General features: G+C 49.2%; 32 protein-coding genes, 1 tRNA gene and 1 other RNA gene. 22 read left to right on the forward strand and 12 right to left on the reverse strand.

Annotated elements, in window-relative coordinates; genetic code table 11:
• The 3 genes from L9W92_RS11775 to L9W92_RS11785 form a co-directional block, all read right to left on the reverse strand.
• Nucleotides 1-265 (reverse strand): hypothetical protein (locus L9W92_RS11775; RefSeq protein WP_240083953.1); only part of this gene is annotated, 265 nt, incomplete at its 3' end.
• 161 nt (nt 266-426) lie between these two features.
• Nucleotides 427-1,134: an SAM-dependent methyltransferase gene (locus L9W92_RS11780; protein ID WP_240083954.1), complete on the reverse strand. Its 708-nt coding sequence runs from the start codon at nt 1,132-1,134 to the stop codon at nt 427-429.
• A 129-nt stretch (nt 1,135-1,263) separates the two neighbouring features.
• Nucleotides 1,264-1,536 (reverse strand): CD3324 family protein, encoded by a 273-nt coding sequence (locus L9W92_RS11785; protein WP_240083955.1) that lies wholly within the window; start codon nt 1,534-1,536, stop codon nt 1,264-1,266.
• A gap of 289 nt (nt 1,537-1,825) precedes the next feature.
• On the opposite strand from L9W92_RS11785, the gene L9W92_RS11790 reads away from it, so the two are divergent.
• A complete protein-coding gene (locus L9W92_RS11790; RefSeq protein WP_240084010.1) occupies nt 1,826-2,992 on the forward strand; it encodes an LL-diaminopimelate aminotransferase in 1,167 nt (388 codons plus the stop codon).
• An 8-nt stretch (nt 2,993-3,000) separates the two neighbouring features.
• On the opposite strand, the gene L9W92_RS11795 is transcribed toward L9W92_RS11790, so the two are convergent.
• Complete coding sequence (locus L9W92_RS11795; protein ID WP_240083956.1) at nt 3,001-3,807, reverse strand: MBL fold metallo-hydrolase; 807 nt, start codon at nt 3,805-3,807, stop codon at nt 3,001-3,003.
• A gap of 178 nt (nt 3,808-3,985) precedes the next feature.
• Between L9W92_RS11795 and L9W92_RS11800 the strand changes: the two genes are divergently transcribed.
• The 4 genes from L9W92_RS11800 (at nt 3,986) to L9W92_RS11815 (ending at nt 8,045) form a co-directional block, all read left to right on the forward strand.
• A complete protein-coding gene (locus L9W92_RS11800; RefSeq protein WP_240083957.1) occupies nt 3,986-4,822 on the forward strand; it encodes a hypothetical protein in 837 nt (278 codons plus the stop codon).
• Between the two features lie 3 nt (nt 4,823-4,825).
• Nucleotides 4,826-6,100 (forward strand): radical SAM/SPASM domain-containing protein, encoded by a 1,275-nt coding sequence (locus L9W92_RS11805; protein ID WP_240083958.1) that lies wholly within the window; start codon nt 4,826-4,828, stop codon nt 6,098-6,100.
• Nucleotides 6,101-7,042 carry an ABC transporter ATP-binding protein gene (locus tag L9W92_RS11810; protein ID WP_240083959.1) on the forward strand — a complete coding sequence of 314 codons (942 nt, stop codon included), beginning with the start codon at nt 6,101-6,103 and terminating at the stop codon, nt 7,040-7,042. It begins immediately after the preceding gene.
• Between the two features lie 196 nt (nt 7,043-7,238).
• Complete coding sequence (locus L9W92_RS11815) at nt 7,239-8,045, forward strand: ABC transporter permease (protein ID WP_240083960.1); 807 nt, start codon at nt 7,239-7,241, stop codon at nt 8,043-8,045.
• Between the two features lie 88 nt (nt 8,046-8,133).
• On the opposite strand, the gene L9W92_RS11820 is transcribed toward L9W92_RS11815, so the two are convergent.
• Nucleotides 8,134-8,778, reverse strand: coding sequence for a superoxide dismutase (locus tag L9W92_RS11820; RefSeq protein WP_240083961.1), 645 nt, complete (start codon nt 8,776-8,778; stop codon nt 8,134-8,136).
• A 232-nt stretch (nt 8,779-9,010) separates the two neighbouring features.
• On the opposite strand from L9W92_RS11820, the gene L9W92_RS11825 reads away from it, so the two are divergent.
• The 14 genes from L9W92_RS11825 (at nt 9,011) to L9W92_RS11890 (ending at nt 19,006) form a co-directional block, all read left to right on the forward strand.
• A tRNA-Ser gene (locus tag L9W92_RS11825) sits at nt 9,011-9,100 on the forward strand.
• Between the two features lie 78 nt (nt 9,101-9,178).
• Nucleotides 9,179-9,443, forward strand: an RNA gene (gene ffs / locus L9W92_RS11830) — signal recognition particle sRNA large type.
• A gap of 193 nt (nt 9,444-9,636) precedes the next feature.
• Nucleotides 9,637-11,376, forward strand: a complete 1,740-nt coding sequence (gene dnaX / locus L9W92_RS11835) for a DNA polymerase III subunit gamma/tau (protein WP_240083962.1) — start codon at nt 9,637-9,639, stop codon at nt 11,374-11,376.
• Between the two features lie 48 nt (nt 11,377-11,424).
• Nucleotides 11,425-11,742 carry a YbaB/EbfC family nucleoid-associated protein gene (locus L9W92_RS11840; protein ID WP_240083963.1) on the forward strand — a complete coding sequence of 106 codons (318 nt, stop codon included), beginning with the start codon at nt 11,425-11,427 and terminating at the stop codon, nt 11,740-11,742.
• A 2-nt stretch (nt 11,743-11,744) separates the two neighbouring features.
• Nucleotides 11,745-12,347: a recombination mediator RecR gene (gene recR, locus L9W92_RS11845; protein ID WP_240083964.1), complete on the forward strand. Its 603-nt coding sequence runs from the start codon at nt 11,745-11,747 to the stop codon at nt 12,345-12,347.
• Between the two features lie 47 nt (nt 12,348-12,394).
• The gene (locus tag L9W92_RS11850; RefSeq protein ID WP_240083965.1) at nt 12,395-12,658 is read left to right on the forward strand and encodes a pro-sigmaK processing inhibitor BofA family protein; all 264 of its coding nucleotides are present in this window, start codon (nt 12,395-12,397) and stop codon (nt 12,656-12,658) included.
• 437 nt (nt 12,659-13,095) lie between these two features.
• On the forward strand, nt 13,096-13,611 hold the full coding sequence (gene ruvC / locus L9W92_RS11855) for a crossover junction endodeoxyribonuclease RuvC (RefSeq protein ID WP_240083966.1): 516 nt from the start codon (nt 13,096-13,098) through the stop codon (nt 13,609-13,611).
• A complete protein-coding gene (ruvA, locus tag L9W92_RS11860; protein WP_240083967.1) occupies nt 13,608-14,243 on the forward strand; it encodes a Holliday junction branch migration protein RuvA in 636 nt (211 codons plus the stop codon). Before ruvC ends, ruvA begins: the two co-directional genes overlap by 4 nt.
• 14 nt (nt 14,244-14,257) lie before the next feature.
• Nucleotides 14,258-15,286, forward strand: a complete 1,029-nt coding sequence (gene ruvB / locus L9W92_RS11865; RefSeq protein WP_240083968.1) for a Holliday junction branch migration DNA helicase RuvB — start codon at nt 14,258-14,260, stop codon at nt 15,284-15,286.
• Nucleotides 15,287-15,356: 70 nt separating this feature from the next.
• Nucleotides 15,357-16,022 carry a hypothetical protein gene (locus L9W92_RS11870; protein ID WP_240083969.1) on the forward strand — a complete coding sequence of 222 codons (666 nt, stop codon included), beginning with the start codon at nt 15,357-15,359 and terminating at the stop codon, nt 16,020-16,022.
• A gap of 35 nt (nt 16,023-16,057) precedes the next feature.
• On the forward strand, nt 16,058-17,146 hold the full coding sequence (locus L9W92_RS11875) for a ferredoxin oxidoreductase (protein ID WP_240083970.1): 1,089 nt from the start codon (nt 16,058-16,060) through the stop codon (nt 17,144-17,146).
• Between the two features lie 258 nt (nt 17,147-17,404).
• A complete protein-coding gene (locus tag L9W92_RS11880) occupies nt 17,405-18,160 on the forward strand; it encodes a thiamine pyrophosphate-dependent enzyme (RefSeq protein WP_376741807.1) in 756 nt (251 codons plus the stop codon).
• Entirely contained in the window at nt 18,153-18,716 is a 564-nt protein-coding gene (locus L9W92_RS11885; protein ID WP_240083971.1) for a 2-oxoacid:ferredoxin oxidoreductase subunit gamma family protein, read from the forward strand. Before L9W92_RS11880 ends, L9W92_RS11885 begins: the two co-directional genes overlap by 8 nt.
• Nucleotides 18,717-18,763: 47 nt before the next feature.
• Entirely contained in the window at nt 18,764-19,006 is a 243-nt protein-coding gene (locus L9W92_RS11890) for a 4Fe-4S binding protein (RefSeq protein WP_240083972.1), read from the forward strand.
• 682 nt (nt 19,007-19,688) lie between these two features.
• On the opposite strand, the gene L9W92_RS11895 is transcribed toward L9W92_RS11890, so the two are convergent.
• The 7 genes from L9W92_RS11895 to L9W92_RS19510 all read right to left on the reverse strand — a co-directional run bounded on the left by L9W92_RS11895 (nt 19,689) and on the right by L9W92_RS19510 (nt 23,205).
• On the reverse strand, nt 19,689-20,648 hold the full coding sequence (locus tag L9W92_RS11895) for a permease (RefSeq protein WP_240083973.1): 960 nt from the start codon (nt 20,646-20,648) through the stop codon (nt 19,689-19,691).
• Between the two features lie 3 nt (nt 20,649-20,651).
• Nucleotides 20,652-20,903: a thioredoxin family protein gene (locus L9W92_RS11900; RefSeq protein ID WP_240083974.1), complete on the reverse strand. Its 252-nt coding sequence runs from the start codon at nt 20,901-20,903 to the stop codon at nt 20,652-20,654.
• Nucleotides 20,893-21,234 (reverse strand): ArsR/SmtB family transcription factor, encoded by a 342-nt coding sequence (locus L9W92_RS11905; RefSeq protein WP_240083975.1) that lies wholly within the window; start codon nt 21,232-21,234, stop codon nt 20,893-20,895. Before L9W92_RS11905 ends, L9W92_RS11900 begins: the two co-directional genes overlap by 11 nt.
• Before the next feature lie 288 nt (nt 21,235-21,522).
• Nucleotides 21,523-21,939 carry a winged helix-turn-helix transcriptional regulator gene (locus L9W92_RS11910; protein WP_240083976.1) on the reverse strand — a complete coding sequence of 139 codons (417 nt, stop codon included), beginning with the start codon at nt 21,937-21,939 and terminating at the stop codon, nt 21,523-21,525.
• Nucleotides 21,940-22,067: 128 nt separating this feature from the next.
• Entirely contained in the window at nt 22,068-22,448 is a 381-nt protein-coding gene (locus L9W92_RS11915) for an ArsR/SmtB family transcription factor (protein WP_240083977.1), read from the reverse strand.
• 306 nt (nt 22,449-22,754) lie between these two features.
• A complete protein-coding gene (locus L9W92_RS19570; RefSeq protein ID WP_312038096.1) occupies nt 22,755-22,988 on the reverse strand; it encodes an arsenate reductase/protein-tyrosine-phosphatase family protein in 234 nt (77 codons plus the stop codon).
• 7 nt (nt 22,989-22,995) lie between these two features.
• A complete protein-coding gene (locus tag L9W92_RS19510; RefSeq protein WP_312038097.1) occupies nt 22,996-23,205 on the reverse strand; it encodes an arsenate reductase/protein-tyrosine-phosphatase family protein in 210 nt (69 codons plus the stop codon).
• A 130-nt stretch (nt 23,206-23,335) separates the two neighbouring features.
• On the opposite strand from L9W92_RS19510, the gene L9W92_RS11925 reads away from it, so the two are divergent.
• From L9W92_RS11925 to L9W92_RS11935, 3 genes are all read left to right on the forward strand, one after another.
• Entirely contained in the window at nt 23,336-23,740 is a 405-nt protein-coding gene (locus tag L9W92_RS11925) for an ArsR/SmtB family transcription factor (protein WP_240083978.1), read from the forward strand.
• A 1-nt stretch (nt 23,741) separates the two neighbouring features.
• Complete coding sequence (gene arsB, locus L9W92_RS11930) at nt 23,742-24,806, forward strand: ACR3 family arsenite efflux transporter (RefSeq protein ID WP_240083979.1); 1,065 nt, start codon at nt 23,742-23,744, stop codon at nt 24,804-24,806.
• A 246-nt stretch (nt 24,807-25,052) separates the two neighbouring features.
• A complete protein-coding gene (locus L9W92_RS11935; RefSeq protein ID WP_240083980.1) occupies nt 25,053-25,283 on the forward strand; it encodes a hypothetical protein in 231 nt (76 codons plus the stop codon).
• Nucleotides 25,284-25,285 lie beyond the last annotated feature (2 nt).

The raw sequence follows: 25,285 nt of genomic DNA on the forward strand, positions 1-25,285 counted from the left end.
GGAGAAGCCGGAGATTATCAGCCCGGCCGGGTTCCTCGAAAAATATTAGGCGAGTGTATATATTTAGGATAGGGACGAGTGCAGAGTGGGTCATATACTTTTGGCAAAGTATATGACCCACTCTGACAATTTCCGCTTCGCGGCAAAGTGTCCCGCGGGCGCTGCCGCGGGCTTTGGCCTGCCGGAAACGCGCTTGCTTGCCGCAATCCCATTTCCCCGCAGACCGCAAAAAATCGGTTATATCAATAAATTCGTCGTGATGCATCCAAGGGTAAAAATTCCGCGACAAAGAGAAGCTGCGGCTTTGATTTTTATTTGAACCGCCGTTTGGCTTATCATATGCATTTGGCCACAAAGTATCGTCTGCCAAATGACGGCTTTTTTATATGCCGCTTGGCAGCAGAATAACGTCCTTCTATTGTTTTATTATTTAACCGCAGCAATAAGGCCGATTGTATCAAAATAATTTCCATTTTCGGCTTCCATCATCTTGACATCCGTTTTCGCATAGGGATTGTCACATTCCAGCCAGTCTTTCCACGCTTCTTTATGGCATTGGTGTGAGAAACATTGTTCAATGACTATGTTGGGTGAGAGTTCCCAAAGGTCTTTCCACCAATTGCGGGAATAGAAATTCATATTTTCCTGCCAATAAGGTTTCAGTGCATCTGGAACGCCCTGAGAAAAGTCTTTTTGCAATCCGGGTACTGACACTGCTATAAGTCCATGTTTCTTTATCAGGGGTACAATATGCTTATCAAGATAATCCGGCTCTGCTCCAAAATAGTAATAGGCGTCTATGCTGATGATTGCGTCAAAATAGTGATGTGCAAAGGGCAATTCATGTGCTTCGGCATGAATTGGTATAATCTGATTCTCAAAACCAAACTTCTTAAACCGCTCATAGTTTTCAGTGGGCTTAATCCAAAGGTCTGCTGCGAAGACTTGCGCTCCAAATTCTTTTGCAAGAAAGATAGAAGTTAATCCAGTGCCACAACCTAAGTCCAGTATTCTCATTTCGGAAGATAGCTGGATTTTTTGGGTAAGTTCTTCTGCTATCCTGACGCAGTTAGGCCCCATCATATTTTTCAATAAAAAATCCTTGTCAAAATTGGTATTTCTTCCAAATTTCATTGCTTCATTTCCGTCCTTTCATATTACTTGATTGTGATTTAATAATAGCAGATATTTTGCGGCTAAAATTCTATACTACGTTTCAAAAATGAAAAAGCGCCAAGAGAAATACTCGCGGCGCTTTAGCGATTAGCCTGACTTAAGGAAAGCAACAATTTTATAGATGGTCTTGATGGATAAGTAATATTCCTCTGAGAGCTCCTTGACGGACATTCCTGCTTGATGTTTATTCAATATTTCGGCGTTTCTGGCAGAAAAATATTCCTTGCTCTTTCTAAGCTCTCCCCACGATTTTTTATTACCTTCCTTTCGCGGTATATAGAGATATTCTCCATCAACATACTCTTGTACTGCATCCAGTAAGCCTTCCGGCAATATGTCATTGGCACTTTTATAGCCCATTATGCTCCCTCCTATGATGGAATCAGGATTGAGCAAAGGCTACCTCATTTTATTTGTCTTTCATGCAATAGCCTTTGCTACGCATAAAAGACCGACTCCATTGTACGGATATGTCATACCCCTTTCCTCGATAACTACTTAGATTATATGTTTTTTATGCCATAGTGTCAACAAAGGCGATTGCATGAACCCTGCCCATGAACCCAAAGATTATTCTGACTGCTGACTCCTAAATATATTATAATGAAAAGCAGAATTATGTTATTGATTGAAGTGTCAGGGGGACATGATGAACAGGGCGAAGCGACTAGACAACTTATCCGCCGGTGTGTTTAACGAGATGGAAGAGCGCAAGAGAAGGGTGGAGGCCCGTGGTCTGGCAGTGATCAACATTGGAGTCGGCAGCCCCGACCTGCCTCCGGCGCCGCATATTATGGAGGCGCTGCGCCGCGCGGTGGAGAAGCCGCGGAATTATACGTACCCGCTGGTAGGTTTGCGATCTCTTCGCCTGGCAGTGGCGGAGCGTTACCAAAAGCGCTTTAACGTTGACCTGGACCCGGGCTCGGAAGTGCTGGAATTAATGGGCTCGCAGGACGGCCTGGCCCACCTGGCTATGGCGTACATCGACCCGGGCGACGTGGCGCTGGTGCCTGACCCCGGCTACCCGATCTACGAGTTCGGCATACTCCTGGCCGGCGGAGAAATTTACCCCGTACCGCTTTTGCCGGAGAACAGTTTCTTGCCTGATTTTGACGCTATTCCCGCTGAAGTGGCGCGCCGGGCGAAAATGCTCTGGCTGAATTACCCGAACAACCCGACGGCGGCAATAGCAGATAGTGAGTTTTTTGAAAGGGCTGTCGCATTCGCCCGCCGCCGTGATATCCTGGTTTGCCATGACGTGGCCTACGCCGAGCTGGCTTACGACGGATTCAAGCCGGTGAGCTTTCTTGAAACGCCTGGCGCGAAGGAAACAGGCGTTGAGTTTTTCTCCCTTTCCAAAACCTATAACATGGCCGGCTGCCGCCTGGGTTTCGCCGTGGGCAACGCCGGTGTGCTGGCCGGCCTGGCGTTGATTAAGTCGAACATTGACTACGGGGTGTTTTACGCGGTGCAGGAGGCCGGCGCGGCCGCGTTGAGCGGGCCGCAGGATTGTGTGGCCGAAACCGCCGCCACATACCAGAAAAGGCGCGATGTGCTGATGGACGGACTGGCTGCCTTGGGCTGGTCCATGCCCAAACCGCGGGCTTCCATGTTCGTGTGGGCGCCGCTGCCGCCGGGTTACAGCGATTCAGCCGCTTTTGCCGCCGAGTTGCTGGAGAAAGCCGGCGTTATCGTTATACCAGGCGTTGCTTTCGGGCGGCGGGGCGAGGGGTATGTCCGGATCGCGCTGGTCAAGGACGAAAAAGTGCTGAGTGAGGTTGTGCGCCGGGTGAGCGAAAACTTCCGGTTTAAATAATGTCATTCTTAAACCCGGTGATCATGAGCTGCTTCCCCAGATTGGCGGAATCGATCTGACCAAGGACCCGGGACCCGGGCGGGCGCGCTGGTCAGCGGTATGTTTGCCGCCAGGCGGCGCCGGGCGTTGCTTACCGCTATGGCGGGATCGTTGTCGTTTTCACTGAGGTGGCCCAGCACAACCAGCTTGCAGTTCTTTAGCTCCATGGATTGCAGCGCCAGGCCGCACTGCTCGTTGGACAGGTGCCCGGTGGGACCTAGGTTGCGCCTGATCACGTGCCACGGCTTGGATGATTTTTGGTACATGTTGATGTCGTGGTTCGACTCGATATACAAGTAGTCAAGTGATTGGAATGCGTCAAGGCAGTTCTCCGGGAAGTAACCGGTATCAGTGATAAACCCCATCTGCTCGCCGTCACCGCCGCCGATAATAAAGCCGATTGTTTCCACATCATGGGATAACCTGAAATGAGTCACCGCAAGGCTGCCGATTTTTTCCCGGGCGTTGCTGCCAAAGGCGGTTAACGCCGGGGGTGTGTTGAAACGGCAGAGCTTATTCAATTCGTTTAATATGCCCGGGGTTGAGTAAACGGGCAGGTTTTTTTCCTGACAAAGAAATTTTAGTCCGTAAATGTGATCGGTGTGACAGTGGGTTACCAGAACCGCGTCGAGGTCACCCGGCGACAGACCGGCTTGCTGCAGGAATGGCTTGATATCTCTCTTTCTGAGGCCGCAGTCGATTAGGATGCACGTATTGCCGTCCTGCACCACGACGCTGTTGGCGTAGCTGCAGGATGAAAGGCTGCAAAATCTCAAATTTAATCCCCCATTGCTTGCCGCCGGAATGCTTTCCGTAGCAAAAGAATCCACGAGAGTATTTCCACATAAAACACTTCCACGCAAAACCGTTAATCCCTTCTGACCGGCTGAACCGAAAAACTCCTTCAATCATATACTGAATAAGACAAAATATCAGCCCAGGGAGTGACTTTAGTTGTTTGAACAATTGCAGGCCAGTAAAGGCAAGAATATTGCCGTTGAACTGGTTAACGGCAGAATCGTTTCCGGGACCGTTATAACAGTGAGTGAGCAATCTGTGCGCATAGAGACTGCTGAAGGAGTCGGCACAATCCCGCTCAAGGCGATTCAAATCGTCTGGGAACCTTCAAAACAGACCCTGACCGGGAAAAGCATGGAGCGTCTCGCGGAACAACTGAGGGATAGCGTGAAAGCGGAGATCGGCTGCACCGGACCGCAGTATGCCTGCAGCCAGCAGCATTCTTGCCGGCCGCCGGTCTTTTGCCCGGGCGTCTATACTTGTCCGGACAACTATGCGCCTGGTGCCTGCGGGCCTTTCCAATTTGGTTCGCATTGCAAAATACCGGGAGGGCATAGCTGTCCCGGCCAGCAGTTCTGCGGAGTAGTGGGACCAATGACCGACAGCGGCGGGTGCCCGACTTTTTATTGCGGGTCCTTCCAGTACGGGCAATCCTGCGCATGCCAATACCAGCAGCCCTGCATGTATGAATATCAGCAGCCCTGCGCATGCCAGTACCAGCAGCCTTGCGTCTCCCAATACGCGCAGCCGTGTGTATGCCAATACCAGCAGCCGTGCACCACATTCCAGTTTCAGCAGCCCTGCGGCTTTTTCTCGTTTAATGCTTTACAGTGCGTCCCGTCAAGCGGGTATAACTGCGCCGCCCAGTTTTACGGCGTAACTGGTCCGGCGGCGGGAGCGCCGGCCGGAATGGAGCCGGTTTCATCACCTATGCCGATGGATTTCGCGGTTAAGAAAGAACAGAAAAATAACGGCAAAAAAGAAAAGGAATAAATCATGGGAATAAGTGACCGCGGTACTTGGCTCGAACAGGCGGCGTTTTTTATCGGGGAGTATGCCAGAACCAATCCCGGGCGCTCCCCCCGGGTTCTCGCAGATGTTTTAAAAAGAAAATATTTTTTAAATAACGAGGACGCGGAAAAATTAGCCCGCCTGGCTGAAAGGGAATTATCCCAGGCTAAACTCGGTCTGGCGGCCTTGGAATTGAACCTGACCTTTAAATGCAATTTAACTTGTGAATACTGTTTTGTTCACGAAAAAAACGCCCGTGACAGAATGAATTTCACCACGGCCAGGAACGCCGTCGACCTGCTGGTGGAGCAGGCGGCCTTTCCGATGGTTAATATAACTTTAATCGGCGGGGAACCTCTGCTGGAATTTGATCTAATCAAGCAAATTGTGCCATACGCCCTGGAAGCCGCGAAAAAGCGCAGCCTGACCGTTACCTGGGCCGTAACCACCAATGGCACTTTAGTTACCGAAGATATTTTAAAATTCTTTTCGCAATATAAAATCAACATCTTGTTGAGCATGGACGGCGGTCCGGAAACTCATGACCGCTACCGCCGGACAAAAAACGGGGAAGGCACCTGGCACAAAATCGCCTATTCAATTCCCATGATGAAAATGTACCAGCCCTGGCTGGGGGTGCGGATGACCGTGAGCAACGCCGCCATAGAAAGTATGAGGGAAGATTTTAAACAGCTTGTGAACCTGGGTATCAATCAGTTCATTATCGCCCCCGCGCAGGGCGCCAAGAGCTGGAGCAGGGAGGAGATCACGCGGTACGGCCTTAATTTGTTGAAAATATTGCTGGACTACCATGCCTTAAAACGGAAAGGTGTCCCTGTTTTTATTGAGGAATTCGAAAAGGATGAAAATGAGTATTCCGGTTGGGGCTGCCGGGCCGGCAGCACGTCGCTGGCTGTGGCGCCTAACGGAGATGTCAGTCCCTGTTCCAAGCTGCTGGGCTTGACCGGTGAGGCGGGCAGGTGTATTGTGGGTAATGTTAATACTGAGATCGATGTCCATTTGCTGGAACCATTTAAAAATCCAATTAGCCGTCAACAGGAGAATTGCAAGCGCTGCTCCAGAAAATGCACCGGAGGCTGCTACGCGGTAAATTTTGAACAAACCGGCGATCACTTTACCCCTTCTGAAGAAAATTGCCTGTTCTGGGTGGTCTGTCAGGAAGCCAAAAGGATATCCGGAATGATGCGGTCGGGTTATAATGTTTATAATAGATTCATTACGAAGGAACGATGGGGTTAAATGAGAAGAAGCGTTATTGCAGCCAGGAACTTGGTGAAAAGGTTCGCCGACTTTGAAGCGGTAAAAGGGGTTAACTTTACCGTTTGCGGGGGAGAATGCTTTGGATTGCTCGGGCCGAACGGAGCGGGGAAAACCTCCATAGCGAAAATGATCTACGGTTTTTCCCCGGTTACCGCCGGAAAACTTGAGGTTTTTGGAGAAGATATTATGACCGGGGCGAGAAATATCAAGGCCAAAATCGGGGTGGTGCCGCAGGAGGACAACCTGGACCCGGAATTGACGGTCTGGGAAAACCTCCTGGTTTACGCCGGCTACTTCAGGATGCCCAAGGATATGGCCCAAAGGAGGGCCGGGGACATTTTGGCGTTTATGGATTTGCAGGACAAGTCCGGCGCGGTGGTGGAGCAACTGTCCGGCGGCCTGAAGCGGCGTTTGACTATCGGCCGGGCGCTGCTCAACCAGCCGGCGCTTTTGATCCTGGACGAGCCTACCACGGGTCTGGACCCCTACGCCCGCCACCTGGTGTGGCAGCGTTTGAAGAAACTGAAGGAATCAGGCACCACCATGCTTTTGACCACCCATTATCTGGAAGAGGCCGGCCAGCTTTGCGACAGGCTCATTGTGCTTTACCATGGGGAAATATTAGAGCGGGGCGCGCCCAGGGAATTGATTGAGCGTCATACCGGCAACGACGCCCTGGAACTGGGAGTGGAGCCGGCACGGCACGGGGTTCTCATGGAGGGGAACGAGGATTTGATCAAAGCCCGCCAGATGTTGGGGGACGACCTGGTATTGTTCACCGGCCACGGCAGGGAACTGGCTGAAAGGATATCCGGCAGGGCCGCCGCCCTGGGTATTCCGGTGAGACATCAAAGGCTCAGGCCGGCCAACCTGGAAGATGTGTTTCTGAAACTTACCGGCGAAACGCTTAAAGAAGACTAAGGTATTCAGGAGTCAGGAGTCAGAATATCTGAAGACAATAAACCATTCCTCATCGTAACTTTGACTTTTGAGTTGTTGCAGTAAATTCTATAAAGCCGCTCCAAGATATGGTAATATACGGATAAGTGACCTGTGCGCTTGCATAAGCCCATAGGTCACCGGATAACTGCGGAAGAATTTAAGGAAGGCTGACGGCATGGTAAAAAGAAAACAATTGTTTAATGGCATAACCGCTATCCCAGACTTGTCATGGCCGCTGGTGATGAAGGTCGTCTACCGCAACCTGCTGGTTTTCAAAAAAACCTGGAAGGCAAATATTATGTTTAATTTCATAGAGCCCATGCTGTACCTGTGGGCCATGGGCTTCGGCCTGGGGGTGTATGTGAGCCAGATTGAGGGGCTGTCATACATTGATTTTCTAGCCCCCGCGCTGATTGCTTCTTCGGCGATGTTTTCCACCACATATGAGATGACTTACGGCAGCTTCACCAGAATGGGGCATCAAAAAGTTTTTCAGGGCATGGTGGCTACTCCGGTGAGCATGGATGACGTGGTTATGGGTGAAATACTATACGGGACATTCAAAGGTGTGCTTTACGGCATTGTTTTTTTAATCGTGGTGGCGCTGTTCGGTTTGGTGAAGTCGCCCTGGGCGCTGTTGACGCCGGTGCCGCTTGCTTTGATGGTCATGTCTTTTTCCGTCATGTCCCTGGTTTGGACCAGCATCGCGCCGAACTATGATTCTTTCGGATATTTTTTCACCCTGCTGATTTCACCGATGTTTTTGTTCGCCGGGGTATTCTTTCCGGTGGACAACCTGCCGGCGGGGATCAGGTTTCTCCCCTGGTTCACGCCATTGTACCACGCCGTGGAAGTTATCCGCCCGCTGCTGCACGGCAAGGTGGCCTGGTCCAACCTGGCCGACTTGGGCTGGCTGGCGGCTTTCGTCGTATTGACTATCCGGCTGCCCCTGACCATGGTCAAGAACCGGCTGATCCAGTAGCGGGGCCACTCTCGACTCACATTCAAGTATATAAAATTGAATCCTTACCCGGTTTTTCACTGAAGGTTGTGGATCTGAAGTTAACTAGCTATAATGTCAGGGGTATTTGCGCGGGCATCGCCAGCAGGAGGCGCTTTTCGACTTCAAACCAGTTGACCAATTGCCACCAGGCCTTGACGTAGTCGGCCCGCCGGTATTGATAGTCCAGATAATAAGCGTGCTCCCAGACATCAAGCACAAGGATGGGGATGCCGCCCCACTGGGTCAAGTTCTGGTGTTTTTCCGCCGTCAGGATTTCCATGCGCCCCCAGGCCGGCTGCCAGACCAATACGGCCCATCCCGAGCCTTCCACATCTGTCGCGGCCGCGCTGAACTGTTCCTGGAAAGCGGAAAAGCTGCCGAAGTAGCTGTTTATTTGGTTAATGGTTTGAGCGCAGGGCTGCCCGCCGCTGCCGACCGGCGCCATGACAGTCCAGTAAATGCTGTGCAATATATGGCCGGAACCATGAAAGGCCAATTCGCGTTCCCAGTGCTTGACTAAAGCGAAATCTCTCTTTTGGCGCGCTTCCACCAGCTTCAGCTCAGCTTTGTTCAGGCCTTCAACGTATGATTTATGGTGGTGGTCGTGGTGAAACCGCAGGGTGCTGGCGCTGATCACCGGCTCAAGGGCGTTGTAGGGATAGGGGAGCGGCGGCAACTGGTGACGGCCCGGCGGTGTCATATAGTACGTCATGTTTGCTTCTAACCTCCATGCGTCAAGGTAATTATTGTTAAATTATATTATTCGCCATTAATAATAAATGTTCGTTGACCGGGTTACGTTACAAGGTTTACCTGGCGCCGCCGGGCGGGAAAAACACTTGCGGCGAATAAAAAATGCGTGTATAATAATTTAACGTGGTTTATGTTCTAAAGGCGGTATTGCGCGAGTTATAGTGAATAGTGATACCTGAGTAGCAGTGCACGGAGAGATGGCCGAGTGGATGAAGGCGCACGCCTGGAGAGCGTGTGGACGGGTAACCGTCTCGTGAGTTCGAATCTCACTCTCTCCGCCATTTTATTGCCCGGGCGATTGCCTGGCGGCGGCAGGCCGGGGGAACCGGCGCCGCCGGACGAAAAAAGAATGACTTTGGCCGTGCTAGACGGGGAGGTAGCGGTGCCCTGAACCCGCAAACCGCTGCAGCGGGGTTGAATCCCTGCCCGAGGGTTTAGCTTGTGGGGTCCGGCATTTGCAAGGGGTGTGGACGATCGGGTCTCACGCGACGGAGCTTCTTGAACCGTGTCAGGTCCTGACGGAAGCAGCACTAAGAGAAATACTCCGGGTGCCGTGAGGTCGCCTGGTCCGAGCTACCTGCGGATGTATCGCCCGGAAGCTAATATTCAAAGGCAGGTGCGCGGCCTGAAAATATAAGGAACCGCCTTCTTAGCGTAACTGAAGGCGGTTTCGTTTATATTCGCCTCATGCAGTGATTTTTTCTCTTTTAACAGGAAAATAATATTATACAGCGAAATAATAACCGGGAACCATAGCACTTGGCTCAAGTCGCTCAAGCAGTGCGCTTGAGCCAATGTATCAAGAGAGGACATTAAAATGGCTTATCTGGCGCTTTACAGGGAGTGGCGGCCCCAGACCTTCAAAGATATTGTCGGGCAGGAGCACGTAACCAGAACATTGCGGAACGCGGTGGAAGCGGGCCGAACCGGCCACGCCTATCTTTTTTGCGGCAGCCGCGGCACCGGCAAAACGACCACTGCCAAAGTGCTGGCGAAAGCTTTGAACTGCCTTGACCGGAAAGGACCGGAGCCCTGCAACCGGTGCGCTAACTGCCAGGCCGTTACCGAGGGCTATTCCGTCGACGTGATTGAAGTTGACGCCGCTTCCAACCGCGGCATCGACGAGATCAGGGATTTGCGGGAAAAGGTCAAGTTTGCGCCTACGACCGGGCAGTTCCGGGTGTATATCATTGACGAGGTGCACATGCTCACCAACGAGGCCTTCAACGCCTTGCTGAAAACCTTAGAGGAACCGCCCAGCCACGTTGTATTTATCCTGGCTACGACCGAACCGCATAAAGTGCCGCTGACCATTCTCTCCCGCTGCCAGCGGTTTGATTTCAAACGCATTCCCCCGGACGAGATTACCGGGAGACTGAAAGAAGTAGCCGCCGGGGCGGGTATAGCGGCGGATGAGGAGGCTCTGCTGCTGATCGCCAGGGCTGCCGAGGGGGGCATGCGGGACGCGCTCAGTATTCTTGACCAGGGGGCGGCCCTGGGGGAAATGAAGGTAACGGCCGGGGACGTGCACAACATTCTTGGCACTGTGCGCGTCGATATCCTGCGCAGAATGACGGGGTACCTGGCTGCCGGCGAGGCCGGGCAGGCGCTGCGGCTGGTCGGCGAGTTAACGGGCATGGGGAAGGATTTGCGGCTTTTTGCCAGGGAAATGGCTGCCTTTTTGCGGGCTGTTGCCCTGGAGAGGATTTCACCGGGTGACGCGGGGGGCGGAGTATGGGGCGACGCTTTAAAGAATGTTCCCGGCGCGGCGGATTTCAGCGAAGAGAGGCTGATCCGCGCTGTAGACATATTGATCAAAGCCGAGCAGGAGATGAAGTGGGGCAGCCTGCCCGGTGTCATTCTGGAGCTTGCCCTGGTGAAAGCCTGCCGCCCGGAAATTACCTATGACCTGACATCCCTCTCGGCAAGAGTGGCGGCTCTGGAGGAGAAGCTAAAAAATCTGGTTAAATACCAAGCAGTCCAAAGTTTCCCTGAGGCAACGGGCCGCTTGCGTCAACCTGACAGTGTTCCTGACGAAACCGGCGCGCGATGTGAGCCGGACCATGCCGGAGGGGTTCAGGCGCCGGCAGAAACCAACCCGAAAGAAACCGGCCCGGCGGATGCTATGTCAGAAAAATTAGCCGGGGTAGCATCCGGCGGGGAAGCAGTGCCGGGGGTGAGCCTCGACCTGGTGCGGAATTCCTGGGGGGACATCATAGGCGCGCTGCGCAAGGAAAGGCCGCCGCTCTATCCGAACTTTACCAAAGCTGTTCCCTTGCAGGTACAGGAGCACTGCCTGATTGCGGGTTTCCCGGAGGGTGAGGATTTGGCTTATGCGATGGCGGAGCGCCCTGAGAATAAGAAATATTTTGAGAAACTGCTGGGCAAGTTTTTAAGCGGTGAGTGGCAGGTTATCTATAAATTTTACCAGGGGGAAATCCAGATGCCCGCTGTTCGCGTTGAGCCGGCCAATGATATCAGCCGCCGTTTCAAAGGGAAGGAAGTTATCCCCGAAGATGATCCGGAAGGCTCGTTGTTCGACGACTGGGACGACTGATAAGATCAGTAATTTATTCACTTTATTCAATAAAGGGGGTTTTATAATATGATGGGCGGAAATATGAACAAAATGATGAAACAAGTGCAGAAAATGCAGCAAGGCATGATAAAACTGCAGGAGGAATTGAAAAGCCGGACAGTGGAGAGCACGGCCGGGGGCGGTATGATCAAAGTGATCGCCAACGGTAATAATGAGATTCTGTCAATAGAAATAAACCCCGAGGCGGTAGACCCGGAAGACGTGGAAATGCTTCAGGACCTGGTTCTGGCCGCGGTTAACGACGCGCTGAAAAAAGCGCAGGAAATGGTGTCCCAGGAAATGAGCAAGCTCACCGGCGGGATGAATATCCCCGGGTTGTTTTAGTTATGCATTTTTACCCCAGGCCGGTTGCCCGGCTGATTGACGGGCTCTCCAAGCTGCCCGGCATCGGGCCTAAAACGGCGCAGCGGCTGGCCTTTCACCTTTTGAACGCCCCGCCTGACGTGGCTTTGAGCCTGGCCCGCGCGCTGGAGGAGGCCAGGACCGCCATTCGCTACTGCTCCGTGTGCGGCAACTTTACCGACGATGACCCGTGTTTTATCTGCCGCGACGAGCGGCGCAGGCGGGATGTGCTCTGTGTGGTGGAGCGTCCCAGGGACGTCGTGGCGATGGAGAAAACCAGGGCGTTTAACGGACTTTATCACGTGCTGCACGGGGCTATATCGCCCATGGACGGCGTCGGGCCGGAGCAGCTGCGCATAAAAGAATTGTTCAGGCGCCTCGAAGGCGGGGAAGTCCTTGAGCTGATTCTGGCAACCAATCCGAACGTGGAAGGCGACGCCACGGCGCTGTACCTGGCCGGATTGCTTAAGTCCCTGAATTTGAAGGTCACGCGGATAGCGCATGGTTTGCCCGTAGGGGCCGATCTGGAGTATGCGGATCAAATTACTTTGAGCAAATCCCTGGAAGGCAGACAGGAAATAAAGTAATATTTTTCATCCCCAGCCATATAATGGTGCTAGGGGGGTGCTCCGGATTGGAGGAAAAATTTGTTTTTATCGGTTTGGCGGGCCTGTTGGGGCTATATTTAATCGGCACGGCCATGTTCCGCCCTTTGAGGCTTTTAGTGCGTCTGGCCGCCTATATGCTGCTGGGAGGGGGCTTATTGATCGCGATAAACGCTGTTTTCGGACACCTGGGCCTGCATATCGCCGTCAATCCGGTTACACTCCTGACCGCCGGGATTCTCCAACTGCCCGGGGTGGCGCTGTTGGTGCTGATTCATTACTTTATTATATAGCCAGGAGCCAGGAGTCAGAATAAAAGAATGAGATGCAAAGATGCAATGTGCAATGTAGAACAATGAAGACAAAGACAATGGACAAAGACAAGGTTCTGTGCAATGGGGACGGTTCTCATTGTCCTTATTGCCTGACACGGGACCCAAACAAGAACCGTCCCCATTGTCCAATGAGAACCGTCCCCATTGTCCATTGTCCCCCATGGAACAGATTACGGAAGAATAAAATTAACTCAGAATCCAGGAACCGGCATAATCTTTGGTTTTATCTCAATGGTTTAAGGACCCCAAGGGAATGCAGTAATCCCTACTGAATTCTGGCTCCTGACTATCTGAGTATTTACATGTATACAATCGAAAAGTAGGGGAAATTCAAACTTTCGGGTTTGAATTTTTTTTATTGTATATTATAATTTAGGAAATTCTAAAGAGTCGTGATGCTGAACATGCCGGACATGCTGCGTGTTTTAGCGGTGGACCCGGGACTGGCCGGGACTGGCTACGCCGTTTTGGATTATCGGAACAGTTTTGTTATTCAACTAATTGAAGGGGGAATTATTAAGACGCCGGCCGGGCATTCCCTTGAAGACAGACTGAGTCAGATATATTCGGGTTTGGACGAAATAATTAATGAATTTAAGCCTGGTGTCTTTGCCATAGAGGAACTGTATTCAGATTACAAGAACCCGAAAACCGCGTTGCTGATGGCGCACGCGAGAGGTGTGTGCCTGTTGGCCGCGGGCCGGTCGGGCATAAAGGTTTACCATTACCCGGCCAGAAAAGTGAAGCAGTCCCTTACCGGCACCGGCGGCGCCACTAAAGGCCAGGTGCAGAAAATGGTTCAGGCCAGGCTGAAGCTTGACACGCTGCCCCGTCCGGACCACGTCGCGGACGCCATTGCCGTGGCTTTGTGCCACATTCTTCATTGCCATGACCTGGAGGGTGTTGAATGATCGTGAAAATAAGCGGCGTTTACGCCGGGCTGAGCCCAAAAGGGCTATTGCTGGATGTTGACAATATTACCTATGAGGTATGCCTGACGAGCTTTTCCAGGGAACGTTTTCAAACCCGAAAAACCGGTGAGAGAATTTCACTGCATACTATTTATTATATTGAAAGCAGCCTCGCCGGCGGACATCAGACCCCAACTTTGATTGGATTTGAAGATGAAGCCGACAAAGATTTCTTTCAGTTGTTTACCAGTGTGGCCAAGGTCGGGGTGAAAACCGCCCTGGCGGCCGTAACGATCCCGATTTCGGCGATTGCGGAGGCCATTGAAAAACCGGATGTGGAAACGCTGAAAAAACTTAAAGGAATTGGGGAACGAACAGCCAATAAAATAATTGCGTCGCTCCGGGGCAAGGTCGCCGCCTTCGCGGCAGCTTCCGGCGAAAGTGATGACGCAGGCGGCGGCCGGCCTGAGCCCGGCATTGGCAATGAAGCGTTGCAGGTGCTCCTTCAATTGGGATACAACTTAGGCGAGGCAAAAAGAATGATTAAGGAGACTGTTTCTAAGAATCATAATATTCTGACAGCGGAAGAGCTGTTGGAAGAAATTTATAGAAGCAAGGCTAGATCGTTTTAGAAGAGGTGAATTATTTGACACGGCTCCGTCTAATTGATACAAATGAGCAGCCCGGCGAGGAAAAGTATCAGTGGTCGCTCAGGCCGGATAAATTATCCGACTACATAGGTCAAAAAGATTTGCTTAACCGCCTCGGCATATCGATTAAAGCGGCGAGAAAGAGGGGCGAGCCGATTGACCATGTTTTGCTGTACGGGCCGCCCGGCCTGGGGAAAACAACGCTGGCCCATATCATCAGCAACGAAATGGCGTCCAATATTATTTGCACTTCCGGTCCGGCCATTGAGCGGAGCGGGGACCTGATGGGCATACTGACCAACCTGCAGTACGCGGATGTTTTATTTATTGATGAAATACACCGGCTGCCCCGGCCGGTTGAAGAATTTTTATACTCCGCGATGGAAGACTTTAAAATCGACTTTGTCGTGGATAAAGGACCGTTTGCCAAAACCATCAAGGTAAATATCAAGCATTTCACCCTGGTGGGAGCCACCACGCGGGCCGGTCTTTTATCGGCGCCTTTGCGCGACCGCTTTGGTATTCTGCACCATGTTGATTTTTATACAACGGAAGAATTAAGCGAGATCATCAAAAGGTCGAGTTCAATACTCAATGTGCCTGTGGATGAAAAAGGCGCGCTGGAAATCGGCAGGCGCTCCAGGGGCACGCCCAGGATTGCCAACAGGCTCTTAAGAAGAGTGAGAGATTATGCCGAAGTAATCGGCGACGGTTCGATAAACGAAGAAATAGCGATAAAATCTCTTGGGTTGGAAGGTATCGACCCGGAAGGCCTTGACGGAATGGATAAATCCTACCTGAAAACGATAATTGAGAATTATCAAGGCGGTCCGGTTGGTATAGAAGCAATAGCCGCCACGCTTAATGAGGAAGTTGATACCCTGCAGGATATGGTGGAGCCTTTTTTGCTGAAAACCGGGTATATCAGCAGATCGCCATCCGGGCGCAGGGTTACCCAAAAAGCTTATCAGCATCTTGGCAATAGCGGGATATTCGTTCACGGGAGCGGGCAAATTAAAATTTGAAAGGAGCGAAAACCTGGTGGTAAGGGGCGGTTGGGGTTAGTGATGTTTTTGCGGCCAGGTGAGCATAATAATGTCGAAGCGAATAGTGGAGGCGTATACCGGCGAGTATGCTGGGGGCAAAAGTGAGAACGCTTTGAACCGGGCTTTGGCGCTGGCCCGTCAGGGCAGGATAGTCACCCTGGTCGACCTGGATATCGTCGAGCCGGTTTACACCTTGCGGCCGATCCAGGAAGAATTAAGAGCCCTGGGCATCAATGTAATAGCTTGGAAAACTGCGGAAACCGTCGGACTGGGTGAGGCCGGCACAACTTTGAAACCGGGCGCCAGGTGGGCGCTGCGGCATGAAGGGGATATCATCCTGGACATCGGCTACGGTGTGGAAGGTACCAGGACGCTGAATTTGCTGGAGGGTGCCGCGACCGACCAGGATTTGCAGGTAATCGCTGTGATAAACATTTCGCGTCCCATGACGGCCGAAGTCAAAGATATCGTGGAGCACGTCAGGGAGATGGGCAGGGTCGACGCTCTGCTGAACAATACCCACCTCGCTGATGAAACCACGCCAAAGGTGGTTCAGGAAGGCGCGCGAGTGGTTGCGGAGGCTGCCCGGCATCTTGGATTGCCGGTAGTGGCGACTGCCGCCGTAACAAGTATAGCGGAAGAAATCGGTGATGTCGACTGCATGGGCAATCCGGTCCGTGTTTTGACAAGGTACATGCAGAAGGCATTTTGGTAATTTATCACGGAATTTGACCAAAGGGGGATCCACGAGTGTCAAAAAAAATAGTTGAGCAGGAGAAAAGGGCTTTTATGACCGGCAACGAGGTGGTTGCCTGGGCCGCGCTGGCCGCCAAGGCCGACATCATGTATGGTTACCCGATTACCCCGCAGAACGAAATCATGCATTATTGGACAAGAATGGCGCCCAAATATGAAAAAAGCTTTTTGCAGACGGAAGATGAACTCTCCGCCGGTTTTACCACCATCGGCGGCGTTATGGCGGGCCGCAAGGCTTTTACCGCCACCGCCGGGCCGGGCAACACCCTGATGCAGGAGCCCATGTCCATGGCTGAAATGATGCGCCTGCCCACCGTGGTGGTTGTCCAGCAGAGGGGCGGCCCGTCCACGGCCACAGTAATTTATTCGCAGCAGGAAGTGACGATGACCTCTATCGGCGGCAATGGGGAGGGTATGCGCATTGTTTACTCCACATCCAGTCACCAGGAACTCTATGATTATACCATCAAGGCTTTTAACACGGCGTGGAAATACCGCTTTCCCACTTTTGTGCTGGGAGACGGTTACCAGGCCAAAATGCGCGAGTCGCTGACGCTGTATGACCCGGAAGCACGGGGCATCGAGTTAATTCCCCCCGAAGCTTATGTCGGCAAGGAAGGGGTGCCCGGGAAAGACAGGCCGCCCGCCCATTTCAGGAACACTTACAATATGGAGGAAGAACTTTACGAATTGGTGATGGATGCTCTCCAGGACTATGAAAAGATCAGTCCGGATGTGGCTGAGTATCACTCTGCCGGCATCGAAGACGCTGAACTGGTGATTGTCGGGCACGGTATTGTCTATCGCGCGATCAAAGCGGCCGTGGAAGCCATGCGGGAAAAGGGTTTGCGGGTTGGTTATTTCCGGCCGGTGACCTTGCGCCCGCTGCCTGTTCCACAAATTAAAGAATTGATGGCAAGCAATAAACAGATATTGTTGATGGAATCCTCGTACGGTCAGCTGGCCAGGTTGTTTAAAGACGTTGCTTATGGTTCGTCCACCAAGATTAATACATTTTTCAAACCGGGTATGGGCATAACCGCAGAAGAGGTGGAAGCCGCGGCCAGGGAGATTCTTAAATAAAAACAGGAGACAGGAGTCAGGAGTCGGAATAACTTTGGGGTAAAGCTTCAGGGTTTAAAAACCCTGAAGAAAAGCAAGAAATCCCTACTGAATTCTGACTACTGACTCCTATTTTGTGATTCTGACTCCTGAATTCTGAATACCTAAATAGTAATAAAAGTAATAAAAATCTTTAGGCGATTTACAGTATAAACTGCCTGCTAATCAGGTAAAGATATGATTGTCGGCAACAATACCACTTGAGGGCGGTGCTGTGGATTGTCAGTTAATAATTCTTGCGCGATAGAGCCCGTCATGCCCCAAAGCTGGCGGGCGGACACCAAACCCCACAAGTTTTGCCCGGGTTGCGGGCACGGCCTGGTTTTGAAATGCCTGGGTCAGGCGATTGATGAACTGGGCATCCAGGGAAAAACGGTGTTCGGGTGCGATATCGGCTGTTCCCTGCTGTCATGGGACTTTTTTAACCTGGATTCCGTCCAGACACACCACGGGCGCACCACGCCGGTTGTCACCGGCATCAAGCGGGCCAGGCCGGAATTGATCTGTATAGCGTACATGGGTGACGGGGGAGGTTATTCGATAGGCGTGCAGCATCTCATCAGCGCGGCCGCGCGCGATGAAAAGATCACCGCCATTCTGGCCAACAACACGCAGTACGCGATGACGGGGGGCCAGATGGCGCCAACCACCATGCCCGGGCAAAAAACAGAAACCACTCCTTACGGACGCGACCCTGAGACCACGGGATTCCCTTTGCACGGCCAGGAAATGGTCGCATCCGTCAGCAGGGAAGAGGCTTACGTGGCCCGGGGCAGCATTGCCAACCTCCGCCAGCTGAAGAGCTTTATCAAAAAGGCGCTGGAAAACCAGATGAAGGAGATTGGTTTTTCTTTTGTCGAGGCTCTTTCCGCCTGCCCTACGAACTGGCGTACCAATGCCGCGGAAACGTGGGATTTTATTGAAGAAAAAATGCCGGTTTATTTCAAGGTGGGTGAAACCAGGAAAAATGAATAAAACAACAAAGATTGTGCTGGCCGGTGAGGGGGGCCAGGGAGTTCAGTCAGTGGCCGAGATTATCGCGGAAGCGGCAAATGAGGAAGGCAAACAGGCCTTATATATTCCTAACTTCGGGGTGGAGCAGCGCGGCGGGGTGTCGGTGGCCTATGTCCAGATCAGTGACGGCGATATCGGCGCGCCGAAATTTCAAACCGGCGATATCGTGGTGGCGCTCAGTGACCGCGCCGTGCGCCGTACCGTTAATTACGCGGGACCGGGCACCACTTTTGTGTATGAGAGCGGGATCGAGGGCATAGAAAGTGAGCTTCCTCAAAAAGCAGGCAGGATCTTGCCCATACCGGCCATCGATGTGGCTAAAAACGAGTTTCACCCCAGGGTGTTCAACATCATCATCATGGGAGCGGTGATCGGCGCCACCGGCGTGATTCCCCTGGAGCGGGCCAAAGCCGCTGTGGAAAAAAAGCTGGGTTATAAATTTGAAAAGCAGCCGAAATTGCGTGATTTGAATTTTAAGGCGATGGAGCGCGGTGTTGAGCTGGTTGCCGAAGCTTGAAAGCCCGGTCTTGAAAGATTGGTGAGGAAAGGAAGTTTTCCGTGACTATGGAATTTCAACCAAGAACGCAGGAATTGGAAAAAGGTTATTTTACGCTTTTCCCCGGTTTATGCAAGGGCTGCGGGCTGTGCATCGAAAAATGCCCGAAAAAGTCCCTGGGCTGGTCGGACGTGCTGGGGGTTTACGGCACGCCGTCGGTGCGGGCAAACAGCGACTGTATTGCCTGCGGAATTTGCCGGGACGTTTGCCCGGACTGCGCGATACATATTGAAAAAAAGGTGAAGCATTAGCATTAGACCTAAGACCACGTTCAACGGTTCCCGCATGGTTATAAACGAGGTATGAGATATGAGATATGGGGTATCGCCAACATTTTAACGAAAATATACGCTAAGATATAATTTGACAGCTAACTAATGGATATTTTTACTCTAATCCGTATTCTGCCATATATTGCTTTGTATAATATAGGTAAACTTCCTAGGGTCAGAGGATATAATGGTCTTAATTTTATCTTTACAGTCTTAAATCAGATATATATGAAAAAACAAAAAATAACCAGAGGCTATAAGAAAGCTTCTGGTTTTATGTTTTGGTAATATGGGGCATTACCAGCAAGGATTTAACCAGGGGTAATTGTTAGACAATTCACTAATTTGTGATATTGCTCATGTGGGCGGTACCTCTACATAAACTCAAAAGCCGGGTTACCCCCTCTCAGGATTAATCCGGCTTTTGAGTTTACGAACCAATTTCAATGTATACCGTATATACCAGCTATTAGGTAAGCTTTTTAGGCTCAGAGGATACAACAGTCCTAATTTTATCTAGTCATTAAATTCAGATACATATGAAAGAACAAAATATACCAGAGGCTATAAGAAGGCGACTGGTTTTAAATTCATATATATGTTTTGGAAATAATGTAGTAAAAATAGTATTTAGTTTTTAAGCTATTTATTACAACATAAGCTAAAGAATGACATTGAATAAATAGCCTATACCGATAATCGCCAAACCAACAATGCTGAAATAAGTTACAAGTAGCTTTGGTTTCAGTACTTGCCTTAAAATAATTGCTTCAGGCAAAGACAGTGCCGTTACCGCCATCATGAAAGCCAGGGCTGTGCCCATCGCCATGCCCGTCCTAACTAGTTCCTTTACAATTGGAATCATTCCGGCAGCATTGGAATATAAAGGAATGCCAATTACAACTGCAAGCGGTACTGCCAAAGGATTACTCGGGCCCGCGTATTGAGCCAGGAAACCGGCCGGGGCATAGCCGTGCATCACGGCTCCGACAGCAATTCCGACAATAACCCAAATCCAAACCTTTTTAAATATTTGCACTGTATAATCTTTTGCATAACTAATTCGCTCTTTCCAGGTTTGTTCATGCTCTTCGACGGCACAGCCGCATCCCGGAGAACTAATTTGGTACACATATTCCTCAACAAGATGCTCCAGTTTCAATCGGCCCAGAACCGTTCCTGCAATTATAGCAATGATAACCCCACTGATAATGTATATTAGCGCTATTTCCCAGCCAAACATCATCCAGAGCATTCCCAGGGCAACCTCATTCACCATCGGCGAAGATATCAGAAAAGAGAAAGTCACTCCAAGCGGGACCCCCGCTTCCACGAAGCCGATGAACATCGGCACCGCAGAGCAGCTTCAGAAGGGTGTGAGAATACCAAGCACCGCCGCAATAATGTTGCCAATGAACTCCCCTCTATGGCCCAGCATTACCTTTGTTTTCTCTGGCGGGAAAAAGCTTCTGATTACAGCTATAATAAATATGATCAGGACCAACAGAAATAATATTTTGACCGTGTCATAAAGAAAGAAATTAACTGCCGAACCCAGGTGTGATTCAGGTGACAACCCCATCAGACCATAAACCAAATAGTCAACAGATTTCTGCCACATAGTTTACCCTCGCTTCTTTAACGCACTGGTGATAATTTCTTTCAACTTGTCCTTGCTTGGAACTACTCCGGACAACTTAACCTGGTTGTTAACAACCAGGGCCGGTGTCCGCATCACATTATAAGCTAATATTTCCCTCAAATCTTTTACATGGGAAACATTCGCGTCTTCATTCAACTCTCCTAACAAGTCGATAACCATTTGCTCAAGCTTATTGCAGTTAGCGCAGCCGGTACCTAATATTTTAATATCCATTTTCATCCTCCCTTCCTTTTTTACTTAATATACTCAAAGTTTCTTTAACCTGCGATACCAGGATATCTTCAATCAGTTGCAGAATTTCAAAAATTTGGAGATGGTTCACTTTATACATAACTTTCATGCCATCCTTACGAGAGCTAACGATCCCCTGCTTCCTTAAAATAGCCAGATGCTGTGACATATTTGATTGTTCCACATCCAAGTCCTCGGTAAACTCACAAACACATCTTTCGCTGTTCATCAAGTATTTAATAATTCGAATCCTGGTTGGATGTGCTAAAGCTTTTATAAAATCAGCTTCCATGGATAACAACCTTTCGTTCAACAGTCATCCCCCTTTATTTTTATTACAACGCCTGCTGCTACCGAACGTAAAACTGAGGGCGGCTTTTTCCGGGACGTTAAATCCTAAATGCTTAATTATATTTTCATTATATGATAATATTCTAATATTGTCTACAATGAAAGAAACGCGACAGCATTAAATTACCCGTGAGTATAAGCCAAGCGATGTCGGAAAAAAAGTCTTGAAGCCCGTCGAATCACTCGGGTTTCAAGACAGCTTTAATAATATAATTCTCTCTAGACTAACCTAATAACTAAGACAGGCCAATTATTCCGTCGGTTGAGCCACTTTGTTAGCGTCACTTTTATAATCACCAATGCTAATACCTTTAATTTTTATTTTCCCCTGTTGGGCTAGACGGCTAATAAAGAATATCACGCTTCCCTCGTTAATTTTTAACTTTTCGGCAATATCCTTTGTCTTAACTTCATCCTTGGCTTCAATGAATGTTAATATTTCTTTTTCTACCTCTCCGACCCAGTCCTCAAATAACGCCCGTACTTCCGGTGTCGCGTAACTTCCCATTTCTGCCGCCTTGGTTACGGATTCAGTCATTTTTATACACATTTCCATAGGATTGAACCCTTTTTCCATATGCTCCATCTTATCCATACCCATTCCGCACATTTTCTGCATCATTTCCATTGGGTTCATTGCACCCATCATACCCATTTGTTCTTTCATTTTTCCATGGACCCCCTTATAGTAATTTAATATTTCCATGGTGTTACCTGATATAAATAAGATATAAGCCAAGTTATTCTGTCATCTTCTGGCCATCCATACTGATCCGCACTGTATCACTATAACCATCACCTACCTTTAAATATTTTACAAATTGGGGGACAAGGGGATGAAAATTCTACTTTCTTATTTTCAACCGTTTCTTTACTAACCGTTTCTTTACTTGCATATTCCTGAAATTCACTAACTAAATCTAACAAATCTGAATTAAACAAACGGTAGTAAATAAATGCACCTTGTCGTTCTGCTGTTACAAAACCCACTTCTCGTAAAGCTCTTAAATGAAAAGAGACAAGAGTTTGGGAAAGGCTTGTAACTTCGATAATTTGGGATACGGAACTTTCGCCCTTACCAATAGCAAGCAGAATACGAAGACGGTTGGTATCTCCTAGAATTTTAAATAGTTTAGCAACGTGTTCAACATTGGTTTCCCCGAAAAACTCACCCACACAAAGCTCCTCCAATTCTGATATTGGTCTATTTTGATATTAGTATCGACACATATGAGTATATACTTATATGTTAAGCGCTTTAAGATTTATTGTCAATACTTAAAAGAGATGTAAAGAAAATATTTTTAAAGATAATAGTATACTCATTGGTAACTTGTCTACACTACAAACCTGAACGAGGAAGATTTCGGTTAACTGTCTGAGTGGCCATGAATAAAAACCTGCAAGTTATTCCGGGCTGCCAATTTACAGTCTCACCGATCCTATAAACTAACCCGTTAACTCCCCCATAAATAATTACTATTATGGGGCGGTGGTTGTTTGCTCTGTGGGTGAAATCCTCTTCAGTAAATCCATTACTTTTTCTTCTATAGCATCACGAACCATTCGAAAAGTTCTTATAATTTCTTGTTCGTTACCGGACAATTTCGCTGGGTCTGGTAAATCCCAGTGCTCCCTGTTTACACCGGGGGGAGTTATAGGGCACTTATCATTAGCATCACCGCACAGAGTAATTACATAGTCACTCTTTATCAAAATATTTTCATCGATATAAATCCGAAGTCTGTTTAGATATATCTATACCAGCTTCTGACATTACCTGCAGGGCTGTTGGGTTAACACCGTGGTTTTCTATTCCAGCGCTAAGAACCTTAAATTTTTCACCGCCATAATATTTCGCAAAACCTTCCGCTATTTGACTGCGGCAGGAATTGCCCGTACAAAGAAAGTAAATCAACGGCTTAGTATCCATGTTTAGGTTAATCACCTTCCAACATATCTTGGGAAACATATCTTGGGAAACTACTTGACTAAAAATCCAGTAATAATTACAATATAACATAAAAATTTAATTATTTAAATATATAGTATAAGGTGGTACTATGATCAACATATTTAAGGCACTAGGAGACTCGCACAGGCTAAATATATTAAAGTTGTTGACATGTCAGGAAATGGGGGCATGTGAGATTATTCAGGCCATCGGCTTGTCGCAGCCGGCCATTGCGCACCATTTAAAAATCTTAAAACAGGCGGGGCTGATTAATAGTGAAAAGGAGGGAAAAATTGTATTCTATACTTTGAATAAAGATGGTATCAGGGAATTTTATAAGCAGTTGGACTGTTTTCTTGATGAGCTTTCTTGTTTTTCCTGTTCCCTGCCGAAACCATCGCAGCTCAGACAAAATCCTAATCTTTGCACAGAAATGGGTTTCGACCCCGAAGTTTGCGAAAAAATGATTGATGAAGAAAAAATCATAATAAAGAGAAGAGGAGGTAAACAGTAGTATGTCGGAAAAAGCCTTAGGAAGGCTCTCCTTACTCGACCGCTTTTTAACAGTGTGGATCTTTCTGGCTATGTTTTTTGGCGTGGGATTGGGCTATGTTATGCCGGAAGTGGCGAACCTGCTAAGAGAATTCCAGGTTGGCACCACTTCGATTCCCATTGCCGTCGGCCTAATTGTGATGATGTACCCGCCACTTGCCAAGGTAAAGTACGAAGAAATCGGCAATGTATTTAGAAACGTCAAGGTTCTGGGACTCTCTTTGCTGCAGAACTGGATTATCGGGCCGGTGTTGATGTTCTTTTTAGCAATCATCTTTTTGCAAAGTTATCCGGAATATATGGTGGGCATTATTATCATCGGCTTGGCCCGGTGCATTGCCATGGTTATTGTCTGGAACTCCTTGGCCAAAGGGGATGCGGAGTACGCAGCCGCGCTTGTGGCCCTAAACTCAATCTTCCAGGTGCTTTTCTTCTCGGTTTACGCCTACTTCTTTGTCACTCTTTTGCCCCAGTGGCTGGGGATTAAATCAATGGCCATCCATATTTCCATGGGTGAAGTGGCTAAAAGCGTGATGATATACCTCGGTATTCCTTTCTTAGGTGGTGTGATTACCAGATTTACCTTGATGCCGGCCAAGGGCAAAGAATGGTATGAGAAAAAATTTATCCCCAAGATTAGCCCACTTGCTTTGATCGCCCTATTATTTACTATCATCGTGATGTTTTCTTTGAAAGGCAACTATATCATAACCTTGCCGATGGATGTGGCTAGAATCGCCGTACCACTACTTGTTTACTTCGTTATAATGTTTTTCCTGTCATTTTTCCTTAGTAAGTCATCCGGAGTCAATTACGGTCAGGCCACGACGCTCGCCTTCACGGCCGCCAGCAATAACTTTGAGCTGGCTATAGCGGTGGCCGTGGCGGTATTCGGCATTGATTCCGGCCAGGCTTTTGCCGCGGTCATCGGGCCTCTTATTGAAGTACCTGTAATGATTGGGCTGGTTAACATCGCTCTTGGGTTCAAACGCAAGTATTTTGCAAATGAAATGCAGGGGGCAAGGTAATTACCTAAAAAGATTCCAATGAACTGCAAAATAAATACATAAGTGTGGTTTTCATGAAGATCTAACCTGTCCAAATAGTGATGGACATGCTTCCGTCTCAATTTGCCAAAAATATTTTATTAATCATGGAGGGATTTGACAATGAAAAAAGTCAGTGTAGCCATATTCGGAACTAATGCGCCTATGCCTTCCGGCGGCTGCTGAGACCCATCACCGGAGGCCGCATGTTGCGGTCCTACAAAGACAATGCAAGAAGAAGCTGAAGATTTGAAAGAATCTCTTGTGAAAAATTTTGGCGAGGCCATCCAATATACTTACGTGGATGTGCAAAGTAAAGAGATGAAGAATTATCCCGATATTACTAAGATCTTGGATAGAGTAAGGCTCCCTTTGACTGTGATTAACGGTGAACCACGCTTCCATGGTGGATTTTCAATAGCTATGATTTCGGAAGTAGTAAGCGAACTTGTAGAATAACA

Origin of the sequence: Pelotomaculum terephthalicicum JT, assembly GCF_022410535.1 — a bacterium.
Lineage (GTDB): Bacteria > Bacillota > Desulfotomaculia > Desulfotomaculales > Pelotomaculaceae > Pelotomaculum_D > Pelotomaculum_D terephthalicicum.

Bases quoted from the DNA above. Each gene is read 5' to 3' on its own strand.
- L9W92_RS11910 (WP_240083976.1), bottom strand. From the start codon at position 21,939: ATGAAAGAACAAATGGGTATGATGGGTGCAATGAACCCAATGGAAATG.
- L9W92_RS11820 (WP_240083961.1), bottom strand. From the start codon at position 8,778: ATGACGTACTATATGACACCGCCGGGCCGTCACCAGTTGCCGCCGCTC.
- L9W92_RS19510 (WP_312038097.1), bottom strand. From the start codon at position 23,205: ATGGATACTAAGCCGTTGATTTACTTTCTTTGTACGGGCAATTCCTGC.
- L9W92_RS11935 (WP_240083980.1), top strand. From the start codon at position 25,053: ATGCAAGAAGAAGCTGAAGATTTGAAAGAATCTCTTGTGAAAAATTTT.
- arsB (WP_240083979.1), top strand. From the start codon at position 23,742: ATGTCGGAAAAAGCCTTAGGAAGGCTCTCCTTACTCGACCGCTTTTTA.
- L9W92_RS11840 (WP_240083963.1), top strand. From the start codon at position 11,425: ATGATGGGCGGAAATATGAACAAAATGATGAAACAAGTGCAGAAAATG.
- L9W92_RS11810 (WP_240083959.1), top strand. From the start codon at position 6,101: ATGAGAAGAAGCGTTATTGCAGCCAGGAACTTGGTGAAAAGGTTCGCC.
- recR (WP_240083964.1), top strand. From the start codon at position 11,745: ATGCATTTTTACCCCAGGCCGGTTGCCCGGCTGATTGACGGGCTCTCC.
- L9W92_RS11870 (WP_240083969.1), top strand. From the start codon at position 15,357: ATGTCGAAGCGAATAGTGGAGGCGTATACCGGCGAGTATGCTGGGGGC.
- L9W92_RS11790 (WP_240084010.1), top strand. From the start codon at position 1,826: ATGAACAGGGCGAAGCGACTAGACAACTTATCCGCCGGTGTGTTTAAC.
- L9W92_RS11815 (WP_240083960.1), top strand. From the start codon at position 7,239: ATGGTAAAAAGAAAACAATTGTTTAATGGCATAACCGCTATCCCAGAC.
- dnaX (WP_240083962.1), top strand. From the start codon at position 9,637: ATGGCTTATCTGGCGCTTTACAGGGAGTGGCGGCCCCAGACCTTCAAA.
- L9W92_RS11890 (WP_240083972.1), top strand. From the start codon at position 18,764: ATGGAATTTCAACCAAGAACGCAGGAATTGGAAAAAGGTTATTTTACG.
- L9W92_RS11900 (WP_240083974.1), bottom strand. From the start codon at position 20,903: ATGGATATTAAAATATTAGGTACCGGCTGCGCTAACTGCAATAAGCTT.
- ruvC (WP_240083966.1), top strand. From the start codon at position 13,096: ATGCTGAACATGCCGGACATGCTGCGTGTTTTAGCGGTGGACCCGGGA.
- L9W92_RS11780 (WP_240083954.1), bottom strand. From the start codon at position 1,134: ATGAAATTTGGAAGAAATACCAATTTTGACAAGGATTTTTTATTGAAA.
- L9W92_RS11885 (WP_240083971.1), top strand. From the start codon at position 18,153: ATGAATAAAACAACAAAGATTGTGCTGGCCGGTGAGGGGGGCCAGGGA.
- L9W92_RS11785 (WP_240083955.1), bottom strand. From the start codon at position 1,536: ATGGGCTATAAAAGTGCCAATGACATATTGCCGGAAGGCTTACTGGAT.
- ruvA (WP_240083967.1), top strand. From the start codon at position 13,608: ATGATCGTGAAAATAAGCGGCGTTTACGCCGGGCTGAGCCCAAAAGGG.
- L9W92_RS11805 (WP_240083958.1), top strand. From the start codon at position 4,826: ATGGGAATAAGTGACCGCGGTACTTGGCTCGAACAGGCGGCGTTTTTT.
- L9W92_RS11925 (WP_240083978.1), top strand. From the start codon at position 23,336: ATGATCAACATATTTAAGGCACTAGGAGACTCGCACAGGCTAAATATA.